This window comes from Salmonella sp. SAL00670 (assembly GCF_046552235.1).
Classification (GTDB): domain Bacteria; phylum Pseudomonadota; class Gammaproteobacteria; order Enterobacterales; family Enterobacteriaceae; genus Salmonella; species Salmonella enterica.
The window spans coordinates 98,558-120,536 of record NZ_JBGDUO010000003.1 but is presented as its reverse complement, the minus strand read 5'-3'; the positions used below and the strand labels follow the sequence as shown (position 1 = coordinate 120,536).

The 21,979-nt window shown below is 53.6% G+C and carries 20 protein-coding genes; 8 read left to right on the top strand and 12 right to left on the bottom strand.

What is annotated here, in order from left to right:
- Positions 1–53: 53 nt before the first annotated feature.
- The 7 genes from dacA to ACLJRS_RS11540 all read right to left on the bottom strand — a co-directional run bounded on the left by dacA (position 54) and on the right by ACLJRS_RS11540 (position 7,321).
- Positions 54–1,265, bottom strand: coding sequence for a D-alanyl-D-alanine carboxypeptidase DacA (gene dacA, locus ACLJRS_RS11570; RefSeq protein ID WP_000858711.1), 1,212 nt, complete (start codon positions 1,263–1,265; stop codon positions 54–56).
- A gap of 139 nt (positions 1,266–1,404) precedes the next feature.
- Complete coding sequence (gene rlpA, locus ACLJRS_RS11565; protein ID WP_001231310.1) at positions 1,405–2,538, bottom strand: endolytic peptidoglycan transglycosylase RlpA; 1,134 nt, start codon at positions 2,536–2,538, stop codon at positions 1,405–1,407.
- A 10-nt stretch (positions 2,539–2,548) separates the two neighbouring features.
- The gene (gene mrdB, locus ACLJRS_RS11560; protein ID WP_000131713.1) at positions 2,549–3,661 is read right to left on the bottom strand and encodes a peptidoglycan glycosyltransferase MrdB; all 1,113 of its coding nucleotides are present in this window, start codon (positions 3,659–3,661) and stop codon (positions 2,549–2,551) included.
- Positions 3,662–3,663: 2 nt separating this feature from the next.
- Complete coding sequence (mrdA, locus tag ACLJRS_RS11555) at positions 3,664–5,565, bottom strand: peptidoglycan DD-transpeptidase MrdA (RefSeq protein ID WP_000828705.1); 1,902 nt, start codon at positions 5,563–5,565, stop codon at positions 3,664–3,666.
- A gap of 30 nt (positions 5,566–5,595) precedes the next feature.
- Positions 5,596–6,063 (bottom strand): 23S rRNA (pseudouridine(1915)-N(3))-methyltransferase RlmH, encoded by a 468-nt coding sequence (gene rlmH, locus ACLJRS_RS11550; RefSeq protein WP_000776107.1) that lies wholly within the window; start codon positions 6,061–6,063, stop codon positions 5,596–5,598.
- A 3-nt stretch (positions 6,064–6,066) separates the two neighbouring features.
- Positions 6,067–6,384 (bottom strand): ribosome silencing factor, encoded by a 318-nt coding sequence (rsfS, locus tag ACLJRS_RS11545; protein ID WP_001161670.1) that lies wholly within the window; start codon positions 6,382–6,384, stop codon positions 6,067–6,069.
- Between the two features lie 328 nt (positions 6,385–6,712).
- Positions 6,713–7,321 (bottom strand): adenosylcobalamin/alpha-ribazole phosphatase, encoded by a 609-nt coding sequence (locus ACLJRS_RS11540; RefSeq protein WP_001241926.1) that lies wholly within the window; start codon positions 7,319–7,321, stop codon positions 6,713–6,715.
- 96 nt (positions 7,322–7,417) lie between these two features.
- Between ACLJRS_RS11540 and cobD the strand changes: the two genes are divergently transcribed.
- Positions 7,418–8,512, top strand: a complete 1,095-nt coding sequence (cobD, locus tag ACLJRS_RS11535; RefSeq protein ID WP_001173251.1) for a threonine-phosphate decarboxylase CobD — start codon at positions 7,418–7,420, stop codon at positions 8,510–8,512.
- On the opposite strand, the gene nadD is transcribed toward cobD, so the two are convergent.
- Genes nadD through leuS form a run of 4 tightly spaced genes read right to left on the bottom strand, consistent with a single transcriptional unit; the run spans position 8,487 to position 13,348 of the window.
- Entirely contained in the window at positions 8,487–9,128 is a 642-nt protein-coding gene (nadD, locus tag ACLJRS_RS11530; RefSeq protein WP_001518902.1) for a nicotinate-nucleotide adenylyltransferase, read from the bottom strand. The genes cobD and nadD overlap by 26 nt on opposite strands.
- A 1-nt stretch (position 9,129) precedes the next feature.
- Positions 9,130–10,161, bottom strand: a complete 1,032-nt coding sequence (gene holA / locus ACLJRS_RS11525) for a DNA polymerase III subunit delta (protein ID WP_000620491.1) — start codon at positions 10,159–10,161, stop codon at positions 9,130–9,132.
- Complete coding sequence (gene lptE / locus ACLJRS_RS11520) at positions 10,161–10,751, bottom strand: LPS assembly lipoprotein LptE (RefSeq protein ID WP_001269950.1); 591 nt, start codon at positions 10,749–10,751, stop codon at positions 10,161–10,163. Before lptE ends, holA begins: the two co-directional genes overlap by 1 nt.
- Before the next feature lie 14 nt (positions 10,752–10,765).
- Positions 10,766–13,348, bottom strand: coding sequence for a leucine--tRNA ligase (gene leuS / locus ACLJRS_RS11515; protein ID WP_001157916.1), 2,583 nt, complete (start codon positions 13,346–13,348; stop codon positions 10,766–10,768).
- 236 nt (positions 13,349–13,584) lie between these two features.
- Between leuS and ACLJRS_RS11510 the strand changes: the two genes are divergently transcribed.
- The 5 genes from ACLJRS_RS11510 to ACLJRS_RS11490 all read left to right on the top strand — a co-directional run bounded on the left by ACLJRS_RS11510 (position 13,585) and on the right by ACLJRS_RS11490 (position 18,680).
- A complete protein-coding gene (locus ACLJRS_RS11510; RefSeq protein ID WP_001574029.1) occupies positions 13,585–13,926 on the top strand; it encodes a UxaA family hydrolase in 342 nt (113 codons plus the stop codon).
- A 16-nt stretch (positions 13,927–13,942) separates the two neighbouring features.
- Positions 13,943–15,115, top strand: coding sequence for a UxaA family hydrolase (locus ACLJRS_RS11505; protein WP_001675440.1), 1,173 nt, complete (start codon positions 13,943–13,945; stop codon positions 15,113–15,115).
- A 49-nt stretch (positions 15,116–15,164) separates the two neighbouring features.
- Positions 15,165–16,118: a 2-keto-3-deoxygluconate permease gene (locus ACLJRS_RS11500; protein ID WP_000694477.1), complete on the top strand. Its 954-nt coding sequence runs from the start codon at positions 15,165–15,167 to the stop codon at positions 16,116–16,118.
- A gap of 67 nt (positions 16,119–16,185) precedes the next feature.
- On the top strand, positions 16,186–18,114 hold the full coding sequence (locus tag ACLJRS_RS11495; protein ID WP_410957810.1) for a sigma 54-interacting transcriptional regulator: 1,929 nt from the start codon (positions 16,186–16,188) through the stop codon (positions 18,112–18,114).
- A gap of 92 nt (positions 18,115–18,206) precedes the next feature.
- A complete protein-coding gene (locus ACLJRS_RS11490; RefSeq protein ID WP_001044884.1) occupies positions 18,207–18,680 on the top strand; it encodes a zinc ribbon-containing protein in 474 nt (157 codons plus the stop codon).
- Between the two features lie 38 nt (positions 18,681–18,718).
- Here the strand turns inward: ACLJRS_RS11490 and ACLJRS_RS11485 are convergent, their stop codons facing one another.
- Positions 18,719–19,714: a tetratricopeptide repeat protein gene (locus tag ACLJRS_RS11485; protein WP_001016627.1), complete on the bottom strand. Its 996-nt coding sequence runs from the start codon at positions 19,712–19,714 to the stop codon at positions 18,719–18,721.
- Positions 19,715–19,838: 124 nt separating this feature from the next.
- Here ACLJRS_RS11485 and ACLJRS_RS11480 point away from each other — a divergent pair, with 124 nt between their 5' ends.
- Together ACLJRS_RS11480 and ACLJRS_RS11475 are read left to right on the top strand one after the other, a co-directional pair.
- On the top strand, positions 19,839–20,546 hold the full coding sequence (locus ACLJRS_RS11480) for a DUF1266 domain-containing protein (RefSeq protein WP_001575803.1): 708 nt from the start codon (positions 19,839–19,841) through the stop codon (positions 20,544–20,546).
- The gene (locus tag ACLJRS_RS11475) at positions 20,543–21,976 is read left to right on the top strand and encodes a J domain-containing protein (protein ID WP_000845196.1); all 1,434 of its coding nucleotides are present in this window, start codon (positions 20,543–20,545) and stop codon (positions 21,974–21,976) included. Before ACLJRS_RS11480 ends, ACLJRS_RS11475 begins: the two co-directional genes overlap by 4 nt.
- Positions 21,977–21,979 lie beyond the last annotated feature (3 nt).

Sequence of the window (21,979 nt, the reverse complement as noted above, 5' to 3'; positions counted from 1 at the left end):
TTACTGATGCATAGTATATGGGGACGAAAATCACACTTTCAAGCGTTCAATTTTTATCCAAACCAGTGATGGAACATTAATTTAATGTAATCAATGATTTTACCGAAGAAGTTCCCTTCCGGGATCTCTTGCAGTACGACCAGCGGACGCTGCTCGATGGTTTTACCGTCCAGCTGGAAGTTGATGGTGCCGACTACCTGGTTTTTCTGCAGCGGCGCGTGCAGTTCTGCGGTATTCAGTACATAGCTCGCTTTCAAATCTTTCATGCGACCGCGAGGGATCGTCAGGTAAACGTCTTTATCGACGCCCAGCGAGGCGCGATCGGTATTACCAAACCAGGCGGGTTCAGAGGCGAACTCTTTACCAGCCTTCAGCGGATTAACGGTTTCAAAGAAACGGAAGCCCCACGTCAGCAGTTTTTTGCTTTCTGTTTCACGGCCTTTATAGGTTCGTCCGCCCATTACGGCGGAAATCAACCGCATCTGGCCTTCGGTTGCGGAAGCGACCAGATTATAGCCCGCTTTGCTGGTATGGCCGGTTTTGATGCCGTCCACATTCAGGCTGTTATCCCACAGCAGACCGTTACGGTTTAACTGGCGAATGCCGTTAAAGGTGAACTCTTTTTCTTTATAAACGGCATATTCGTTAGGCACATCGCGAATTAACGCCTGACCAATCAGCGCCATATCGCGAGCTGAACTGTATTGTCCGTCGGCGTCCAGGCCGTGTACGGTCTGGAAGTGGGTATTTTTCAGCCCTAACGCGTTCACATAGCTGTTCATCAGCCCGACGAAAGCATCCTGGCTACCGGCGGCGAAATCAGCCATCGCCACACAGGCGTCATTGCCGGATTGCAGATTGATGCCGCGTATCAACTGAGAGACCGGTACCTGCATTCCCGGCTTGAGGAACATCAGCGAGGAACCTTTAAATACCGGATTGCCGGTGGCCCAGGCGTCATTACCGACGGTAACCAGGTCGGTTTCTTTAAATTTACCCGCTTTCATTGCCTGTCCGATGACGTAACTGGTCATCATCTTTGTCAGACTGGCCGGGTCGCGACGTTCGTCGGCGTTTTGTTCCGCCAGAACTTTGCCGGAGTTGTAGTCGATCAGGATGTAGGATTCCGCATCGATCTGCGGAACACCCGGGATCATAGTTTTGATATTCAGGTCATCGGCATGTGCGGTTGAGATAAACGCGGCACAAAGCGCCGTGGTGAGCGCCATGCGCTGCATAAAACGAGCGGAAAAAGTGGTCTTCATGGTCTGAACTACGACGTCCGTGGTGAAATTAAAAAAAGAGCCCTACTATAGCAAAAGCATAACTGGCAGGCATCTGACTTTCCGCGTGACTTTGTTAATGTCATTTACAGAAATTGACAGTACAGATACCTGCGATCGGTTACTGCGCGCTGGCGATAAAGGACTGTAATTGTGCTTCTGTTTGCAAACGTTGCTGTAACGCGCTGGCTTCGGCTTTACTGGCAAAAGGCCCCAGTTGAATACGCCAGACCGCGCCGTTTTGTATTACGCGCCCTGGTACGCTGAACTGCTGACTTAAACGCTGTTGGTACTGCTGCGCGCGCGTTTGATCGCTGACGGCGCCGACCTGGACGACGAAACGACCGCTCGCCGCGGTGGCAGGCGCGCTCACCGGGGCAGATACCGGGGCCGCGGCGGCAGGCGCGCTAACCGGCGTCGCAGTCGCTGGAGCCGCCACCGGCGCGGAAACCGGCGCTGGCTGTGGCGCCGGCGTCGGTTCATTACCCTCCAGCACGCCAGGCGCCAGCGTAGTCGGCGCGCCGAGGAAGCCGCTGCTGCTCACCGGCGCGCCGGTGGTGTCGTCACTTTTCAACGTGGAATTACTGACCGGAAGAACGTCGCCTTGCGGTTGCGCAGGCGCTGAAGAGGCGCTTCCCATTCCGCCGCTTAAATCAGGGCGCGGGGGCAGAGCGTAGGTCTGTTTCGCCACCGTCGTACAGGCCATCCCCGGGCCGGAGAGCGAACCATCCGGCGCCACGATAATAGGGTCAATCCGTACTTTAGTATTATTCGAGGTATTCAGACGATCCGCCGCCGCGCGGGACAGGGAGATGACCCGATCGGTGCCATAGGGGCCGCGATCGTTAATACGCACGACGATCATGCGACCGTTGGCCTGGTTGGTGATTCGCGCATAGCTGGGGATAGGCAGTGTCGGATGGGCGGCGGTAAGCTGCATCGGATCGAACATCTCCCCGGAGGCGGTTAAATTACTGCCGGGTTCCGCATCATAAATAGCGGCCAGGCCAGCCTGGCTAAAGCGGGACGGGTCCTGAACGATTTTATAACTTTTACCGTCACGCTGATAATCCTGGTTTGCGGTCGGATTCAGAGGTTCATAACGCGGTTCCGCTCCGCTGATTTCCACAGTCGGACCATTACATACCGCAGGTTGCGGCGCGACGGTGGTTTGCTGCTGACCGCCGTCATTAGTACATGCCGCGAGTAGTACTATCCCTGCCGCGACGCAGATTACAGGCAACTGCTTACGCATTGCGCACCCCTTATACGCTTTTCGACAACATTTTTCTGTGGGTGTGGATCGACATCACAATCCCGAACCCGGCCATCAGCACAATCAGTGCGGAGCCCCCGTAGCTGACCAGGGGTAAAGGTACTCCAACCACAGGCAGAATACCGCTCACCATACCAATATTTACGAAGACATAAACGAATAATATTAACATTAATCCGCCAGCCATCACGCGACCAAATGTAGTTTGCGCTCTGGCGGCAATCCACAAGCCGCGCATTATTAGCAAAATATAGAGCGCGAGCAGAATCAGGATGCCCACCAGACCGAGCTCTTCCGCCAGTACCGCGAAGATAAAGTCGGTATGGCGTTCGGGTAAAAACTCCAGCTGCGACTGGGTGCCGTGGAGCCAGCCTTTACCGCGCAGGCCGCCTGAGCCAATGGCGATTTTAGACTGAATAATATGATAGCCCGCGCCCAGCGGATCGGTCTCCGGATCAAGGAGCATCATGACGCGCTGGCGTTGGTAATCGTGCATCAGGAAAAACCACAAAATAGGAATAAATGCAGCGATCAATACAATGGCGACCCCAATTAAGCGCCAGCTCAGACCAGACAAAAATAGGACAAAGAGACCGGAAAGGGCGACCAGAATAGACGTCCCCAGGTCCGGCTGGGCGGCGACCAGCAGGGTAGGCATAAAGATTAATACCAGGGCGATGGCGGTATTTTTCAGCGAGGGCGGGCAGACGTCGCGGTTAATAAAGCGGGCGACCATCAGCGGCACGGCGATTTTGGCTATTTCCGAAGGCTGAAAGCGAACGATTCCCAGATCGAGCCAGCGCTGCGCGCCTTTGGATATTGCGCCGAAGGCATCAACGGCGACCAGCAGAATGATACAAATGATATAGAGATAGGGCGCCCAGCCTTCATACACGCGCGGCGGGATCTGCGCCATCACCACCATGACCACCAGCCCCATCGCAATCTGACCGATTTTACGCTCCATCATGCCGATGTCCTGGCCGCTGGCGCTCCAGATGACCAATGCGCTGTAAACCAGTAACGCCAGCAGAATGAGTAGCATCGTGGGATCGATATGAATTTTATCCCAGAAGGTTTTTTTGTTCGGATTATCCGTCATGATTATTGGTCCTCCGCCGCTGCAACCACCGGGTTTTCCGCAGGCAAATGGGTGTTGTTGTCGCCCAGCATGATGTGATCAAGGATTTGGCGCATGATCGTGCCTACTGCCGGGCCTGCACCGCCGTTTTCAAGGATGATCGCGACGGCAACCTGGGGATTGTTATACGGCGCAAAGGCGGTCATTAATTTATGGTCGCGCAGGCGCTCGGCGATTTTATGCGCATTGTACGTTTCGTTGGCCTTCAGGCCAAAGACCTGCGCGGTGCCCGACTTCGCCGCGATTTTATAGGGCGCGCTGGCAAAATATTTATGCGCCGTGCCGTTAGGGCGGTTGGCGACGCCATACATGCCATCTTTCGCAATTTCCCAGTAGCCGGAGTGAATATCGCCCACCGGCGGCTCATGCGGCTGTACCCACGGCACCTGTTTACCGTTTTCCGCGGTGCTCATTAACAGGTGCGGGACTTTAACTACGCCGTCGTTAATAAGGATCATCAGCGCCTTACTCATCTGAATCGGCGTTGCCGTCCAGTAGCCCTGGCCGATGCCCACCGGAATCGTATCGCCCTGATACCACGGTTTTTTAAAGCGTTTCTGTTTCCACTCGCGGGTCGGCATATTACCAGAGCGCTCTTCTGCGAGATCAATTCCGGTATAGTGACCATAGCCGAACTTACCCATCCATTCTGACAGGCGATCGATCCCCATGTCATAGGCCACCTGATAGAAGAAGGTATCCGCCGACTCTTCAAGGGATTTGGTGATATTCAGATGCCCGTGGCCCCATTTTTTCCAGTCGCGGTAGCGTTTCTCAGACCCCGGCAACTGCCACCAGCCAGGGTCGAAAAGACTGGTGTTACGGGTGATGACGCCAGCGCTTAACGCCGATACGGCGACGTAAGGCTTAACGGTAGAAGCAGGTGGGTAGACACCCTGAGTCGCGCGGTTCACTAATGGCGTGTTCGGGTCGTTAAGCAGCCCGGAGTAATCTTTGCTGGAGATGCCGTCCACGAAAAGGTTAGGGTCGTAACTTGGCATGGAGACCAGCGATAGCACGCCGCCGGTACGCGGATCGGTGACAATCACCGCCGCGCGACTGCCTGCCAGCAGCGTTTCAATATACTGCTGGAGCTTGAGATCCAGCGTCAGGTAGATATCGTGTCCGGCCTGCGGCGGCACCTCTTTGAGTTGGCGAATAACGCGACCGCGGTTGTTGACTTCAACCTCTTCATAACCGGTTTGACCATGCAGAATATCTTCATAGTAGCGCTCAATGCCCAGCTTGCCGATGTCATGGGTGGCGGCGTAGTTCGCCAGTTTGTTTTCTCTGTCGAGACGCTCGACGTCTTTATCATTGATTTTCGATACGTAGCCGATAACGTGGGTCAGCGCCGATCCGTATGGATAATAGCGGCGTTTATAGCCTTTGACTTCGACGCCCGGAAAACGGTACTGGTTGACAGCAAAGCGCGCGACCTGAACTTCCGTCAGGTTTGTTTTCACCGGAATAGAAGTAAAGCGATGGGATCGGGCGCGCTCTTTTTTAAAGGTGGCGATATCGTCGTCGTTTAAATCGACCACACTGCGTAGCGCATCCAGCGTTTGCTGAACGTTATCCACCTTTTCCGGCATCATTTCAATCTGATAGATAGTGCGGTTCAGCGCAAGGGGAATGCCGTTACGGTCGTAGATTATCCCGCGGCTTGGCGCAATTGGCACCAGCTTGATACGGTTTTCGTTCGAGCGGGTCTGGTAATCGGTAAAACGGAGAATTTGCAGATTATACAAATTGGCGATCAGTACGCCGGTCAGCAGCAAAATACCCAAAAAGGCGACCAGCGCCCGACGCACAAACAGTGCGGACTCAGCCGTATAGTCACGAAAAGAATTTTGTCGTTTCATCCGCTGCTTAATCTTCTCAAGACTTCACGATCACTCACGGTGATAAGGGTGGTTGGTTGTGATGCTCCACGCCCGGTACAAACTCTCCGCAACCAGAACCCGAACCAGCGGGTGAGGGAGCGTTAACGCCGAGAGCGACCAGCTCTGTTCCGCTGCCGCTTTGCAGGCGGGAGATAATCCTTCCGGGCCGCCAATCAGCAAACTGACGTCGCGCCCGTCCTGTTTCCAGCGCTCCAGCTCATTGGCTAACTGCGGCGTATCCCACGGCTTGCCTGGAATATCCAGGGTAACAATGCGATTCTTACCGGCGGCGGCCAGCATCTGCTCGCCCTCTTTGTCGAGAATGCGTTTGATATCCGCGTTCTTGCCGCGTTTGCCCGCAGGGATTTCGATCAGCTCAAAGGGCATATCTTTCGGAAAACGACGCAGATATTCCGTAAATCCCGTTTGAACCCAGTCGGGCATCTTCGTGCCGACAGCGACAAGTTGCAGCTTCACGCATTAACTCCAGAGTTTTTCCAGTTCATACAGGCGGCGACTTTCTTCCTGCATGACATGCACAATCACATCGCCCAGATCGACGACAATCCAGTCAGCCGCATTTTCGCCTTCGACGCCCAATGGCAGCATACCGGCCGCGCGCGACGACTGCACCACGTGGTCGGCAATAGACATAACGTGACGGCTGGAGGTGCCGGTACAAATAATCATACAGTCGGTGATACTGGATTTACCCTGAACATCTAAGGCGATGATGTCCTGACCTTTCAGGTCATCAATTTTGTCGATAACAAAATCCTGGAGTGCTTTACCCTGCAAGTTTTCCCCCTGGGTGAATAATTGCGTTATAACGATAGAAAAAAGGCCAACAGGCTGGACCGGTAAGGCGTTGCGAGTTAACGCTAACCTTCCGGCGGGACGCCGTGTAGTATACCTGAATCAGCGGCGATACCGGGACTTATGTCGCCGGATCGGCGTTTAAAACCAGATTATCATCCCATCCCACGTCACAGAAAGCATCGCCATTTTTGTAAAACAATTTCTGCAAAGCTCTGCAAGGTGAAAAAAGCCTGGCTGCGGAGAATAACAGCCTGTCGGGGGCTGTCAATGGGCGAAACCGCTGCGGCGAGAAAAAACGGAAAATTCATCACTCAGGCCGCCAGACGGCACGACTATTTAATACTTTCAGGGTGGCGAACCCTTCGCATATGTCGATTGCGCTCCAGCATCCCTGTTCTACCCGGAAATGCCATAGCGAGGCGGCGGGCATTGCGAGCAGACGGGCAATCAACAGGCTGAGTACGCCCTGATGGCTGACGATCAGCAGGTTCTGGCAATCGCTGAACGCGTCGAGTCGCGAGATAAAGCGCTCTACGCGCCGGGTAAAAGCCTGAAAACCCTCGCCATTGGTCGGAACCGCATTCTGCCAGTCCGTACACCAGGCGGCATAGCTTTCGGCATCTTCATGGGCGAGGTCGCGGTGATGGCGCATTTCCCAGTCGCCGAAGTACATCTCATTAAGCTCAGGTAAGATGTGTTGCGGCGTATCCCGGCCCTCCAGTACGAGCCGGGCGGTATGGCGCGCGCGTTCCAGCTCGCTGCATAACACCCGGTCAAATGGCGCGTGGCGCAATAAAGTATGTAGCGTTTTCGCCTGGCCAATCCCATTTTCCGTTAACGGCGTGGGAGCATGTCCGCTATACAACCCGGCGACATTAGCCTCGGTTTCGCCATGACGCACTAGCCACAATCGCATGGTATTTCTCATGAGGTTAAATGCGCAAAACATGATAATGCCCCTGATTGCGCAACGTTTTTTTCACTAAAATAGCGTTTTTTGACCGGAGGCATAATGGCGTTATTCAACAGCGCGCATGGCGGTAATATTCGGGAAGCCGCGACGGTGTTGGGCATCTCGCCTGACCAGTTACTGGATTTTAGCGCAAACATTAATCCGCTGGGTATGCCTGTCAGCGTGAAACGCGCGCTTATCGACAATCTGGACTGCATTGAGCGCTACCCGGACGCCGATTATTTTCATTTGCACCAGGCGCTGGCGCGTCACCATCAGGTGCCGGCATCGTGGATACTGGCGGGAAATGGCGAGACGGAGTCAATCTTTACCGTGGCGAGCGGTCTTAAACCGCGTCGTGCAATGATTGTCACGCCAGGTTTCGCGGAGTATGGCCGGGCGCTGGCGCAAAGTGGCTGTGAAATTCGTCGCTGGTCTCTACGCGAAGCGGATGACTGGCAGCTTACCGATGCCATTCTCGAGGCGTTGACGCCCGATCTGGACTGCCTGTTTCTGTGTACGCCCAATAATCCTACCGGCCTGCTGCCGGAGCGGCCGTTATTACAGGCCATTGCCGATCGCTGCAAATCGCTGAGCATTAACCTGATCCTGGATGAGGCGTTTATCGATTTTATTCCGCATGAGACGGGCTTTATTCCTGCTCTTAAAGATAATCCGCATATCTGGGTGCTGCGTTCGCTGACCAAATTTTATGCCATTCCCGGCCTGCGGTTGGGATATCTCGTCAATAGCGATGACGCGGCGGTAGCGCGGATGCGTCGCCAACAAATGCCGTGGTCGATTAACGCGCTGGCGGCGCTGGCCGGTGAGGTAGCGTTACAGGATAGTGCCTGGCAACAGGCGACCTGGCATTGGTTACGGGAGGAGGGCGCCCGGTTTTATCAGGCGCTTTGTCAGCTCCCCCTGCTGACGGTCTATCCCGGGCGGGCAAACTATCTGTTGTTACGCTGTGAGCGAGAGGATATTGACCTGCAGCGGCGGTTGCTGACGCAGCGAATTTTAATCCGTAGCTGCGCTAACTACCCGGGGCTGGACAGCCGCTATTATCGTGTGGCGATACGCAGCGCTGCGCAAAACGAGCGTCTGCTGGCGGCGCTGCGCAATGTGCTTACCGGTATAACCCCTGCTGATTGATGTAGTTCAGCACGTTTTCCGGCAACAGATCGTCGCAGGACTCGCCTTTTTCCAGCCGTTCGCGGATGAGGGTTGCGGAGATATTAAGCCAGGGCGTTTCCGCCAGGTAAATTTTACCGGCTGGCAACTGGTGCAGATCGTCTGGCGTATGGGTCAGATGCTGTTCCAGCCACTGCTGGTGTTGCGCCTGCGTCATTTCAAGGGGATAGCCCGGACGACGACAAACGATCAGGTGAGTGTTATCAAGGATGGTGTCGTAATCATGCCAGGTGGGGAAGTTAAGCAGCGAGTCCTGGCCGATAATAAACGCCAGCGGCGCTTCGGGGCCCTGTTCTTCGCGCCATGCTTTCAGCGTTTGCGCAGTGTAAGAGGGCGCGTTTCGCTGTAGCTCGCGTTCATCCAGCGTAAAAAGCGGCTTATCGGCGATAGCCAGCTCCAGCATATATTTACGCTGCGCGCTGGAGGCTTCCGGCTGGGGGCGATGCGGCGGCACATTGTTAGGCATAATAATCACCCGCGATAAGCCGATCAGATTCGCCAGCGTTTCAACAGGTTTAAGATGTCCATAATGCACCGGATCAAAGGTGCCGCCGAATAAAGCCTGTAACGATTTCATATCACCCATCAATAAATACGTCTGCCAGCGCCTTATGGCAGAGCAGGAGCGACAGCCCTTCAAGATCTGCCCATACCGACTGACCATAATCCTGTTTGAGCGTAATTTCTGTACGCGTCAGTAACTGCACGGCCTGGCGAAGCTGCGCAGGATGGAGACGCTGCAACGCGTCGCCGATCATGGGGCGACGGTTTTGCCAGACCCGGTGTTTATCAAACAGCGCGCGTAACGGCGTATGCGCGGACTGACGTTTGAGATTTACCAGTAGCAGCAGCTCTCGCTGGAGGGTGCGCAGCAGAATAACCGGTTCGCTGCCTTCAAGGCGTAGCTGTTGCAGAATATGCAGCGCGCGTTTGCTTTTCCCCATCAGTAACGCATCCACCCAGTGGAAAGGGGTAAAGTGGGCGGCGTCATTGACGGCCTGCTCTACGCGAGGAAGCGTTAACTTACCGTCAGGCCAAAGCAGCGACAGCCGTTCCAGCGCCTGCGCCAGCGCCAACAGATTGCCCTCATAGCAATAGCACAGCAGTTGGTTCGCGGCGTCATCCAGTTGCAAATTCTGTGCTTTCGCTCTGGCGGCTACCCAGCGGGGAAGCTGCGCCTGCTCCGGCGTCTGACAACTGACCTGAACGCTACGGTCTGCCAGCGCGGTATACCAGGCGGCGTTTTCCTGCGCTTTGGTGAGTTTGTTTCCGCGTACTATTAATAACAGGTCGTCATGCAGCAGCTCGCTCAGCGTGGCGAGTTGCTCATTCATTGCCGCGTTAGGCCCGTTTTCCGGCAGTTGCAGCACCAGCGTTTGACGGCTGGCGAACAGACTCATCGCCTGGCAAAGTGAGAAAAGCGATCCCCAGTCGGTACTGGGATCGAGAGTAAAAGCGTGGTGCTCTTCGAAGCCTTGCGACGCAGCCGCCAGACGAATAGCGTCCTGACTTTCCTGCAGCAGCAGCGGATCGTTGCCCAATAGCAGATATGCCGCACGCAGCCCTTCGTTGAGCTGCGCGCGGAGTTGTTCAGGATACAACCTGATCATTAGTTACTCAGCGTAGTGGAGACGCGTGCTGGCGTAGAGGCGGGCGCCGCCGTCTCATTGTCGGCGGTAGCCTCCTCTTTCGTCGCCTGAATATCCGCCGCGCGGACGCTGGTCAGCTTACGAATCAGCTGTTCAGCGGCTTTGTCATACATCTCCTGAACGATCATGGCCTGCTCGTTATCCTTCGCCAACGCCATCTGCGGGTTATCGAAGAACGAACGGTACACTTTCGTGCTGATAGGATAGATGTCATGGCCCGGAATCAATACCGAGGCATTGACGGTCATTACCATCTGATATTCCGCCGTCTGGCCGTCCTGGAACACTGACGCCGTATCCTGCGAAATAGTCACCGTTCCAAGCCGCAGAGACGGAACGTCTTTGCGCGTTGTGTCTTTATCAAGCAGGTTTACGTTATTCAGCCGTAACTGATTACGTACCGCACGACTTAGCGGACCGTTCGGATCGCCGGAATCGAGGATCATCGTTTTCATTGAAGCCGGAACCTGCGTAGTGCTACGCAGATGCCAGCCGCATCCGGCGGTGACCAGCACCGCCAGAGATAACAACAGTGTTACCAGATATCGCACGCTTCCTCCCGCGCTTAGCCAACAACCAGATTGAGGAGTTTACCCGGAACGTAAATCACTTTACGCACGGTAACGCCATCAAGATATTTTGCCACCAGATGTTCCTGGCCTGCACGTTCACGCACCTGTTCTTCGGTGGCATCCACCGCAACGGTGATCTTACCGCGAACTTTACCGTTAACCTGCACGACAACCAGCGTGGTGTTTTCCACCATTGCCTGCTCGTCGGCTACCGGCCACGGCGCGTTGTCGATATCGCCTTCGCCACCCAGCTCCTGCCACAAGGTAAAGCAGACGTGCGGCGTGAACGGGTTAAGCATACGCACGACGGCCTGCAGCGCTTCCTGAAGCAGTGCGCGGTCTTGTTCGCCTTCCTGCGGGGCTTTCGCCAGTTTGTTCATCAACTCCATGATCGCCGCAATGGCGGTGTTGAACGTCTGACGGCGGCCGATATCATCGGTCACTTTGGCAATGGTTTTATGCACATCGCGACGCAGCGCTTTTTGATCTTCGCTCAGCGCATCGACGTTCAGCGCCGCGACAGGACCTTTAGCGGTGTGTTCGTAAACCAGCTTCCAGACGCGTTTAATAAAGCGGTTTGCGCCTTCTACGCCGGACTCCTGCCATTCCAGAGTCATATCCGCCGGAGAAGCGAACATCATAAACAGGCGTACCGTGTCCGCGCCATAACGTTCAACCATTACCTGCGGGTCGATACCGTTATTTTTCGACTTGGACATTTTACTCATGCCAGTGTAGACCAGCTCATGACCCGCTGCGTCTTTTGCTTTGACAATGCGGCCTTTTTCATCGCGCTCGACGATAGCGTCAACTGGCGAAACCCAGTTACGTTCGCCGTTCTCGCCGACATAATAGAACGCATCCGCCAGTACCATGCCCTGGCACAGCAACTGTTTAGCCGGCTCGTCAGAGGTGACCATGCCCGCATCGCGCATCAGCTTATGGAAGAAGCGGAAGTAGAGCAGGTGCATGATGGCATGTTCAATACCGCCGATGTAGATGTCGACCGGCAGCCAGTAGTTTGCCGCTTTCGAATCCAGCATTCCTTCCTGATACTGCGGGCAGGTGTAACGCGCGTAGTACCATGACGATTCCATAAAGGTGTCGAAGGTGTCGGTTTCACGCAGCGCCGGCATACCGTTAACGGTGGTTTTCGCCCACTCAGGATCGGCTTTAATCGGGCTGGTGATGCCGTCCATGACGACATCTTCCGGCAGAATAACCGGCAGTTGATCTTCCGGTGTCGGCAGCACGGTGCCGTCTTCCAGGGTGACCATCGGGATCGGCGCGCCCCAGTAACGCTGACGGGAAACGCCCCAGTCACGCAGACGATAGTTCACTTTACGTTCGCCGACGCCTTTTTCCGCCAGTTTATCGGCAATGGCGTTAAACGCCGCTTCAAAGGCCAGACCGTCGAACTCGCCGGAGTTAAACAGCACGCCTTTTTCGGTCAGCGCCTGTTCGGAAAGATCCGGCTCGGAACCGTCGGCGGCCAGAATCACCGGCTTGATGGTCAAACCGTATTTGGAGGCAAATTCGTAGTCGCGCTGATCGTGACCCGGAACGGCCATCACCGCGCCAGTGCCGTACTCCATCAGCACAAAGTTTGCCGCCCAGACCGGGATCTCTTCGCCAGTTAACGGATGAATCGCTTTATAGCCGGTGTCGACGCCTTTTTTCTCCATGGTCGCCATTTCGGCTTCGGCCACTTTGGTGTTACGGCATTCGTCGATGAACGCCGCCAGCTCGGCGTTATTCGCCGCCGCTTTTTGCGCCAGCGGATGACCGGCGGCCACTGCCAGGTAGGTGGCGCCCATAAAGGTATCCGGACGGGTGGTATAGACGGTCAGCGTGTTATCGTAACCCTTCACATCGAAGGTGATTTCCACGCCTTCAGAGCGGCCAATCCAGTTGCGCTGCATCGTTTTTACGGTATCAGGCCAGTGGTCCAGCTTATCCAGATCGCGCAACAGCTCGTCTGCGTAAGCGGTGATTTTGATAAACCACTGTGGGATCTCTTTACGCTCAACTTTGGTGTCGCAGCGCCAGCAGCAGCCGTCGATCACCTGTTCGTTGGCGAGAACGGTCTGATCGTTCGGGCACCAGTTAACGGCAGAAGTCTTCTTGTACACCAGGCCTTTTTTATACAGCTCGGTGAAGAACTTCTGTTCCCAACGGTAGTATTCCGGGGTGCAGGTCGCGATTTCACGGCTCCAGTCATAGCCAAAACCCAGCGTTTTGAGCTGGTTTTTCATGTACGCGATGTTGTCGTACGTCCACGGCGCCGGCGCGGTGTTGTTCTTCACCGCCGCGCCTTCCGCCGGCAGGCCGAAGGCGTCCCAGCCGATTGGCTGCAGCACGTTTTTGCCCAGCATACGCTGGTAGCGGGCAACCACGTCGCCGATGGTGTAGTTACGTACGTGGCCCATGTGTAGTCGGCCAGAAGGATAGGGAAGCATCGACAGGCAGTAATACTTCTCTTTGCTCTCGTCTTCGGTCACTTCAAATGTGCGCTTCTCATCCCAGTGAAGCTGTACTTTGGATTCTATCTCTTCCGGGCGGTATTGCTCTTGCATGGCAGCCAGTAGTCCTGTTTTCGATACAGCTACAAATGTAGCTTTAGAGGTGGTGTTTAGATCCGCATAGCATAGCCCAAACACGCACGTCAAAACAGGGGGTAGAACATTTGTCGCGCCAGGCGTCCGTGAGGAGGTGACGCAAAATGCGACACGACTGAGGCAAATTACCGCAGTTCCTGTCACCGCCAGATCGGCCCATAAAAATAAAGTCATATAAAACATACAATTAAAAAATGGCACGCCTTTTGATTAGGGAGGACAGGACTAAAGCAAAGGAGTTAATCGTGAAAAAAAATGCAGTGGTGATTCACCCTCAGGATTGCGTCGCGACGGCTATTACGGCGCTCAAGGCCGGCGAAACCGCCACAATGTTCATTGGCGAACGCGAGATAAGCGTTGTGTTACATCAGGATGTGCCATTTGGCCACAAATTCGCCATCTGCGATGTGCCTTTTCATGGCGAAGTTTATAAATATGGCGAATCTATTGGCCGCGCCACTCAGGAAATAAAAAGTGGCGACTATGTGCACGTCCACAATGTGGAAAGCGAACGCGGACGTGGTGACTGGAAATAATATAAAACAAGGGAAAATGATTATGAGCAATGAGACTTTTTTGGGTTTCCGCCGCCCTGACGGCCGTTTTGGCATCCGTAATTATGTACTGATTTTACCTACCAGCGTTTGTGCGAATAAAGTTGCCCGGGATATTGCCCGGCAGGTAAAAGGCGCGACATGGGTGAATAACGATTTTGGCTGCTGCCAGGTAGCAGGCGATGCGCGTCTGACGGAAAAGACATTGATTAATGTGGCGAATAATCCCAACGTCGGCGCTATTGTGGTTGTGGGCTTAGGCTGTGAAGGCGCGGAGCCGCTGCGCATCGCAGAAGAGATTACCGCATTTGGCAAACCGACTTCCTGCATTACCATTCAGGAAGAGGGCGGCACGCTTAAATGTCAGGCCAGGGGGATTTCGCTGGCCCGCGACTATGCGCAACAACTCTCCATGCAAAAACCGCAGCAAGCGCCGGTTAGCGAGCTGCTGCTGGCGATGGAGTGCGGCGGGTCAGATACGACATCGGGGCTGGCGTCTAACCCTTCCTGCGGGGTCGCCTCGGATAAGCTGATACGCTGTGGCGGAAGCTCAATTCTTTCTGAAACGACGGAATTTATTGGCGCCGAGCATGTGATGGCGAAACGCGCGGTGACGCCGGAGGTTGGTCAACAGCTCATTGATTTAGTGGTCGGCTGCGAGGCGCGAGCAAAAGCGCTGGGCGAGGATATTCGCGGGGGACAGCCGACGCCGGGCAATATTAAAGGCGGGCTGACTACCATTGAAGAAAAATCGTTAGGCTGTATGCATAAAGCAGGTCATGCGCCGCTACAGGGCGTACTGGAATATGCCGATAGCCCAACGCATCCGGGCCTGTGGATTATGGATACCCCGGGGCAGGATATTGAATCTATTTCCGGCATGGTGGCGGGTGGAGCGCAGATCGTTATTTTTACTACCGGTCGCGGAACGCCTGCCGGTAACCCAATAGCGCCGGTAATAAAAATTACGGGTAATAAAGCAACGTGGGAAATGATGCAGGACAATATTGATATTGATGTGTCCGCCATTATGTCTGGCGAGGCTTCTATTACGCAAATGGGCGAGGAAATTTATCAGGAAATTTTACGCGTCGCGAATGGGAAAACGACTAAATCAGAAGATTTAGGTCATAACGAATTCTCTATTTATAAGATCGCGCCGACGTTCTGATACCAAATCGGGCAGCACAAGCTGTCCGGTTATCTCCTGGGAATAAGCTATGAAAATTAAAAAAACACTGGAACGTTTTCCTGGTGGTATGATGGTTGTACCGCTGATCATCGGCGCATTGTTTAAAACCTTTGCGCCGGAGGCGCTGGAAATAGGCGGTTTTGTCACCTCTATTTCGCATGGCGCAATGGCGATTTTAGGCATGTTTTTAGTCTGTATGGGCGCGGATATCCAGTTTAAAGCCGCGCCGAAAGCGCTGAAAAAAGGCGCTGCGATCACCTTTGCGAAATTTGCCAGCGGCGTGATTATTGGCATTCTGGTCGGAAAATTTTGCGGCCCGGATGGGTTATTAGGTCTGTCGGCTTTAGCGATTATTTCGGCGATGACCAACTCAAACAGTGGGTTATATGCCGCGTTGGTGGGGGAGTACGGCGATGAAACCGACGGCGGCGCGATTGCGGTAATATCGTTGAACGATGGTCCCTTTTTCACCATGCTGGCGTTAGGATCGGCAGGCATGGTGTCGATACCCTTTATGAATCTGGTGGCGGTTATTATTCCCATTATCATTGGCATGATTTTGGGTAATCTGGATGAGGACATGCGCAAGTTTCTTAAACAGGGCAGCGTGGTAACGATTCCCTTTTTTGCCTTTGGGTTAGGATACGGTATTGATTTCGCAAGACTTATCACGGCAGGTTCTTCAGGCATTTTACTGGGACTCATGACGGTGGCGATTGGCGGATTTTTTAATATTTTCGCCGATCGTCTGACGGGAGGCAGCGGCGTGGCAGGCGCGGCGGTATCCACCACCTCTGGCAACGCTGTCGCGACGCCAGCGGCAATCGCGCTGCTCGATCCGCATTTTACCGACCTGGCGTCGACGGCGGCGGCGCAGGTGGCGGCCTCGACGATTATTACCGCTCTGTGCGCCCCCTTCCTGACCGTATGGATAAAAAAACGCTACGATCGTAAACTGAACCCAGCCGCCGCAGGCGGTTAGCGTTTCGGCGGAAAATAAATCACGACGGGCGGTCTCGCCCGTTCATAAACCAACAGGATGGTGAGTGATGAATAAGACGAAAGATATAGCCGCATCTCCTCTCTGTTTTGTCTCTCCTTACCCGCAACTGGCAAAGGCTGCCGAGGCGCTGGTCGCGCAGTTGGATTACGCCGTCACTATTCATCAAACGACGCTTAATCGTATCCTGGATGAGCTACCTTTATTAGAGTCCCGTGGGCACCAGGTACTGATTAGTCGTGGCGGCTGTGCGGAAATATTAAAAAAGCACAGTAAATTACCGGTAGTCGAAATTAAAATGTCCGGCTACGACATTCTTGATGCGCTTATCCCTTTTAAAGGACAAAAAGGCACTGTCGGTATTGTCGGCTTTTCCAGTGTGATCAAAGGATGCGCGCGCGTAGCGGAACAGTTAAATATTAACTATAAAATTTTTACCTTACAGGGAAATGATAAAGAAACGATTTCTTGCCTGAAGCAACAATTAGCGTCCACGCCATTAGATTGCATTGTTGGCGATACCGTTTGTCAGGATTATTTTTCACCGCTGGGCTCGCAATTCCGTTTACTTGATTCCAGCCCAGCCTCAATAACCGAAGCTCTGGAAGAAGCCCGCTCATTATATCTGGCTTTTCGCAGCCAATTACTCGAGCGTCATCATCTGCAGCTGATTCTCGATCAGTTTGATAAAGCTGTTATCACGCTTGATGATACCGGCGCGTTACTGCATTACAATAAATATGCGAGCCAACTTTTTAAAATTAACGCCTCCGGTGAGATTTATGACGCATCTTTCCTGAAACAGGTATTGCACCAGGAGCGGCATACATTACGTGAGGGAAAAACCGTCAGCGCGAAAGTCGTCGATACGCCGCAAGGCGCGATGGTGGTTAATCTGTATCCGGTATTTGCGGCCAGACAGTTAAGCCGGGTAGTGTTGACGATGCAAACCGTCTCCAGTTTACAGGGGGCGGAACATCATGTTCGCCGCCAGGAACTGTCTCGCCGCGGCTTGAGCGCCCGCTATCATTTCGACGATCTGCTTACCGAAAACCCGGAAATGCTGCGTCTTCTGGCGATCATTAAAAATTATGCCGGTACGGACGCGACTATCTTAATTAATGGCGAAAGCGGGACGGGAAAAGAGGTGCTGGCGCAAAGTATTCATAATGCCAGCCAACGCGTCAACGGCCCGTTTGTCGCCATTAACTGCGGCGCGATGGCCCCTCAGATTCTGGAGAGCGAACTCTTTGGCTATGTCGCCGGCGCATTTACCGGCGCGTCGCCGAAAGGCAAAATAGGCCTGTTTGAATTAGCGCACCACGGTACCATTTTTCTGGATGAGATTAGCGAGCTGGATAAACCGCTACAGACGCGCTTATTACGGGTATTGCAGGAGCGGCAGATTATGCGGCTGGGCTCAGACCAGATGATACCTGTTGATATTCGCGTGATTGCGGCGACCAATCAGACGTTAACGAAGCTCATTGCGGACGGGACATTTCGCGAAGATCTTTATTATCGGCTTAACGTATTAAAAGTAACCACTATCCCGCTACGCAAACGTCCGGAGGATATCAAAGCCATCGGCCTGTCGCTGCTTACTAGTTTCAGCCAGCATTATAAACGCCCGGCACTAACGTTAACCCCGGCGCTGTGGCAAGAGCTTCAGCGCTTCGCCTGGCCCGGAAACGTCAGGCAGTTAAGCAATATTATCGAACGGCTGGTGCTCTCTATTGATCACTCCCCGGCAACGCTGGATGAGGGCCGCCTCTTGCTGGACGATCTGGAAGAGGGGAGCCGACGCGAGCCAAGTACCTGCCACGACTGCCAGATGCTGGCTGGCGATTATAAAACGATTCGCCTGCGTATTTTGAGAAAATTATTAGAGGCGGAAAGGGATAATAAATCGTTAGTGGCGAAACGGTTAAATGTCGATCGTACCTCGCTGACGCGCTGGATACGCGAGTCGGCCTGACAAGAATTTACAGACTCTGTGGGCAGCCTTGCAAAGCGTAACGCAAATAACGTCTATTATTATAGGCAGTTAACGATCCAAGAGGTGAAGTGATGAACAAGGTTGCTCAATATTACCGTGAACTGGTGGCCTCATTAAGCGAGCGTTTACGCAATGGCGAGCGCGACATTGATGCGCTGGTGGAGCAGGCGCGCCAGCGCGTGATGCAAACAGGGGAGTTAACGCGAACCGAGGTGGACGAACTGACGCGCGCTGTCAGACGCGATCTGGAAGAGTTCGCCATGAGCTACGAAGAGAGCCAGGACGATAGCGTCTTCTTACGGGTGATTAAAGAGAGTCTCTGGCAGGAACTGGCGGACATTACCGACAAAACCCAGCTGGAATGGCGCGAGGTATTCCAGGATTTGAATCACCACGGCGTGTATCACAGTGGCGAAGTGGTGGGATTGGGGAATCTGGTGTGCGAGAAATGCCACTATCATCTGGCGGTTTACACGCCGGATGTGCTGCCGCTCTGCCCGAAGTGTGGGCACGATCAGTTCCAGCGCAGGCCGTTTGAGCCGTAAGGTTCATTATCGTGAGCGGACGGTTGCCGTCCGCCATGTTAAGCGTGCAGTTGGGCTTCCAGTTTGCGGATCTCTTCGTCGACGTTCCATTTGCCCGTGGGCTGTGCTTTTTTGAACCAGTAGAGCGCTTGTTGTAGGTCTTGTGCGGTACCGTATCCATCTCTGTACATGCATCCGAGGTTGTACCAGCCCGATGAATTGTTACATTCTGCTGATTTGTGGAACCATTCTAGTGCTAGCGAATAATTTTGCTCGACGCCATGACCGCATTTGTACATCCAGCCGATACTGTTATAGGCATCATCGTCACCCTGGTCTGCCGCTTTTCGAAACCAGTATATTGCCTGCTGGTAATCTTGTTTGATACCTTTTCCGATGTAATAACAATAGCCCATCTGATATTGCGAGTAGCTGCTCTCTTGTAGCGCGCTCTTCTTGTACCAAAGGGCGGCAAGGGATAAATTTTTCCGACATCCTTTCCCATTGCCATACATATACGCCAGTCTTTCCTGGCTGGCGCAATGGCCTTGTAATGCTGCCTGTTTAAACCAGTAGAGTGCCTGTGTATCATTTTGCTCTACGCCAGTTCCTGAATGATACATTCTCCCGAGATTATATTGCGCAAGGTTGTGGCTCTGTTCTGCTCCTTTGCGATACCAGGCAACGGCCTGGGCATAATCTGGCGCCATCCCGGTTTCTCCTTCCTGAACCCAGCCTAATGTGTTGAAAGCGTGGCGGTGTCCTTGCTGTGCGGCTTTTTCTGACCAGAATAAAGCCAGCGTATTATCTTTCATGTCGGTAGGCGTGTCTTTGTATCGTAAGCCGAGCCAATATTGTGCCTCGCAGTGTCCTTGTTCAGCTGCCTGCTGCAACCAATAAAAAGAGAGCTTATCCTCTTCGCTGCCATCTATACGTTCGTCATTATATAAACGGCCTAATATATATTGAGCTTCACTATTTCCTGACTGCGCCAGTTCGGTTAATTGTGCTAAAGATACGTTGTCGCAGGGATGACTGGTTATGGAATGATTCATTTTTTAATTTATCCCGCCATTGTTTTTTAGATTAATAATATATTGCGATTTGGCTTTGTTGTACTCTATTTTAGTTTTCAATTGCGTTTTTATTTGTGGTGTGAATATATTTTGGCGATTTATTATGGATAAAGAATCACAATATTTACTCTTTGCACTTTCCTCGCCGATGGAAGTATTGAACGAGGACTGTTTACCTTCACATTCGTCACCGAAAATGTATTTAGGTGTAAAACGTTTCGATCTTGAATCGTCGTGGGGTATTGAAAATCGCGATGAACTGCTTCAGACCATTTCCCGCATGACGGATGACGGTCATGCCACGCAACTGGAATGGCTATATCGCCGCTGGTTTAGGTATGCGCCGCAGGAGTGGCAGGAGTATACCGACGCGCTGGACGAGGGAGATCGCATTTATGCCCGATTCGTCGCCGATACCGCCGTGTGTTGCGGCGAAGGCGGTATTCGCAGCTGGGATTATGTGCGGATGGGATTTCTCTGCCGCATGGGCGTGCTCAATGAATGGCTGACGGAAGAGGAGAGCCTGTGGCTGCAGTCGCGGATACAGCTTCGCGCGCTCAGCTATTATTCCGGCTGGTTGCCGTACTTCAGCGCTTATTACACCGGGCGTTTGTACTGGCAGTTACGGAATGGCGATAACCTACCGCTGCTACGCGAGACATTCGCCCGTAAGGAGTTTGATGACGCGGGGCGACGTATGATGAATAAACTGATCGCCGGGAAGGACAGTTTTTACGCCACGCTGCCGTGGCGCTACCTGCCCCATTACCCTGAATGCCCGGACACGCTTCAGGAGGTGAGCGATCTATGAAAACCTGTTGGCAAGTCCTTGGCATTGAGGCTACCACGGATACCGACGCCATTCGTCAGGCTTATCTGGCGCTGCTGCCGTCATTTCATCCGGAAACCGATCCGCAGGGTTTTAAGCAATTGCGAGAAGCCTATGAGAATGCATTGCAGGGGACAACATCGCCCGCCATTACGGTGGTTGATGAGGATGCCGATACCCCGTGGGTGAATTATCTCAGGGAGATATTCGGTGATTTGCTGGCGGATGGCGAACGGCGCTTTCAGCCGCAGGCATGGCAGGAGTTTATCCAACAGATCAATAAATTATCGATTTCACAGGTCGAAAAATCGCGCTGGTGGCTGTGCGCTATCGCGATGAAGACCTTTCCTATTTCGTACTCGTGTCTGAAACTGCTGTCAGATCGCCTGGCCTGGGAACAGGGGAGTGATAATCGAGATGTCGATGCCGAGGAGGTGGAGGATCTTTTGTTTGAAATCCGCCGTGGCGACCTGTTTGATTATTCGCTATTGCTGCATTTGCCAGTGGCGGTACAAAACCAGACCATTGCTTTTTATGATGCCCTGGACAACACCTTTTTCGAGCATCCTCTCTATTTCGCCCAACTTATGGCCCAGCACGGCGCCTGGATTATCCCGGACAATCTACGCTTTCAACGACGTCTGTTACGCTGGTTCAGCACCTTGCACTGGGGTATTGCGGAGCTGCTGCCTGTCGCCCTGGCATGGCAGGAAGCTGAACCCGATAGCCAGACGCCGGGTTATTACTACTTAGCCCAGCGCGTATTCTGCGGTGAAGGCGATAGCCTGCTGCCAGAACTTTACGCGCAGTGGTGGGCGTATCCTTCTACCCAGCTTGACGATCTGTTGCTGCGCTGGTGTCGCCAGCATCGGCCGGACTTTTTCCCGCTGCTGGTGATGGCGGTTGAGACGCGCGAGCAGGTCGATATCGATGGCGAACCGCTGCTCTATATTCCCGGCTCCAGCGCCCGTACCTGCTTGCTGTGGGCCGAGGCGCTGCACAGCGGCGCATTATCGCCGCTAAGCGAAAGTTTTATTGCGCGGCGTTTGAATTATGGCGCGCCAGCGATGAGTGAGGCGCATAGCCAGCATCCATACTGGCTGTTGTATCAGGTGGCGGATAGCCTGGCGTGCGCCGAGGAGCCGTCAGCGGCATTGTTACAGAGTCTGGTAACGAAGCTTGATGCGCCGGATATCTGCCCGTTGGAAGCGCTGGTTATTCGCGGGTTGCTGGGGCGGGCTGCGGCTGTCGCCACACCGTGTGAAGCTGTAGTCGCAGATGAAGAACCGGTGACGACAGTGACTTCGCAGAGTGTGGAGGAATCTGGCGGCGGCTTTGGCCTCTGGCAGGTGATTAAAATCATTTTATTTATTGGCGTTGTCGGCCATGTATTACGCCAGTTTATGCATTAGGGA

Coding starts and splice junctions, on each gene's coding strand:
- ACLJRS_RS11540 (WP_001241926.1), bottom strand. CDS start 7,321: ATGCGATTGTGGCTAGTGCGTCATGGCGAAACCGAGGCTAATGTCGCC.
- ACLJRS_RS11495 (WP_410957810.1), top strand. CDS start 16,186: ATGAATAAGACGAAAGATATAGCCGCATCTCCTCTCTGTTTTGTCTCT.
- ACLJRS_RS11480 (WP_001575803.1), top strand. CDS start 19,839: ATGGATAAAGAATCACAATATTTACTCTTTGCACTTTCCTCGCCGATG.
- leuS (WP_001157916.1), bottom strand. CDS start 13,348: ATGCAAGAGCAATACCGCCCGGAAGAGATAGAATCCAAAGTACAGCTT.
- rlpA (WP_001231310.1), bottom strand. CDS start 2,538: ATGCGTAAGCAGTTGCCTGTAATCTGCGTCGCGGCAGGGATAGTACTA.
- mrdA (WP_000828705.1), bottom strand. CDS start 5,565: ATGAAACGACAAAATTCTTTTCGTGACTATACGGCTGAGTCCGCACTG.
- ACLJRS_RS11490 (WP_001044884.1), top strand. CDS start 18,207: ATGAACAAGGTTGCTCAATATTACCGTGAACTGGTGGCCTCATTAAGC.
- holA (WP_000620491.1), bottom strand. CDS start 10,161: ATGATCAGGTTGTATCCTGAACAACTCCGCGCGCAGCTCAACGAAGGG.
- nadD (WP_001518902.1), bottom strand. CDS start 9,128: ATGAAATCGTTACAGGCTTTATTCGGCGGCACCTTTGATCCGGTGCAT.
- ACLJRS_RS11510 (WP_001574029.1), top strand. CDS start 13,585: ATGGCACGCCTTTTGATTAGGGAGGACAGGACTAAAGCAAAGGAGTTA.
- ACLJRS_RS11485 (WP_001016627.1), bottom strand. CDS start 19,714: ATGAATCATTCCATAACCAGTCATCCCTGCGACAACGTATCTTTAGCA.
- dacA (WP_000858711.1), bottom strand. CDS start 1,265: ATGAAGACCACTTTTTCCGCTCGTTTTATGCAGCGCATGGCGCTCACC.
- mrdB (WP_000131713.1), bottom strand. CDS start 3,661: ATGACGGATAATCCGAACAAAAAAACCTTCTGGGATAAAATTCATATC.
- cobD (WP_001173251.1), top strand. CDS start 7,418: ATGGCGTTATTCAACAGCGCGCATGGCGGTAATATTCGGGAAGCCGCG.
- ACLJRS_RS11505 (WP_001675440.1), top strand. CDS start 13,943: ATGATTATGAGCAATGAGACTTTTTTGGGTTTCCGCCGCCCTGACGGC.
- ACLJRS_RS11475 (WP_000845196.1), top strand. CDS start 20,543: ATGAAAACCTGTTGGCAAGTCCTTGGCATTGAGGCTACCACGGATACC.
- ACLJRS_RS11500 (WP_000694477.1), top strand. CDS start 15,165: ATGAAAATTAAAAAAACACTGGAACGTTTTCCTGGTGGTATGATGGTT.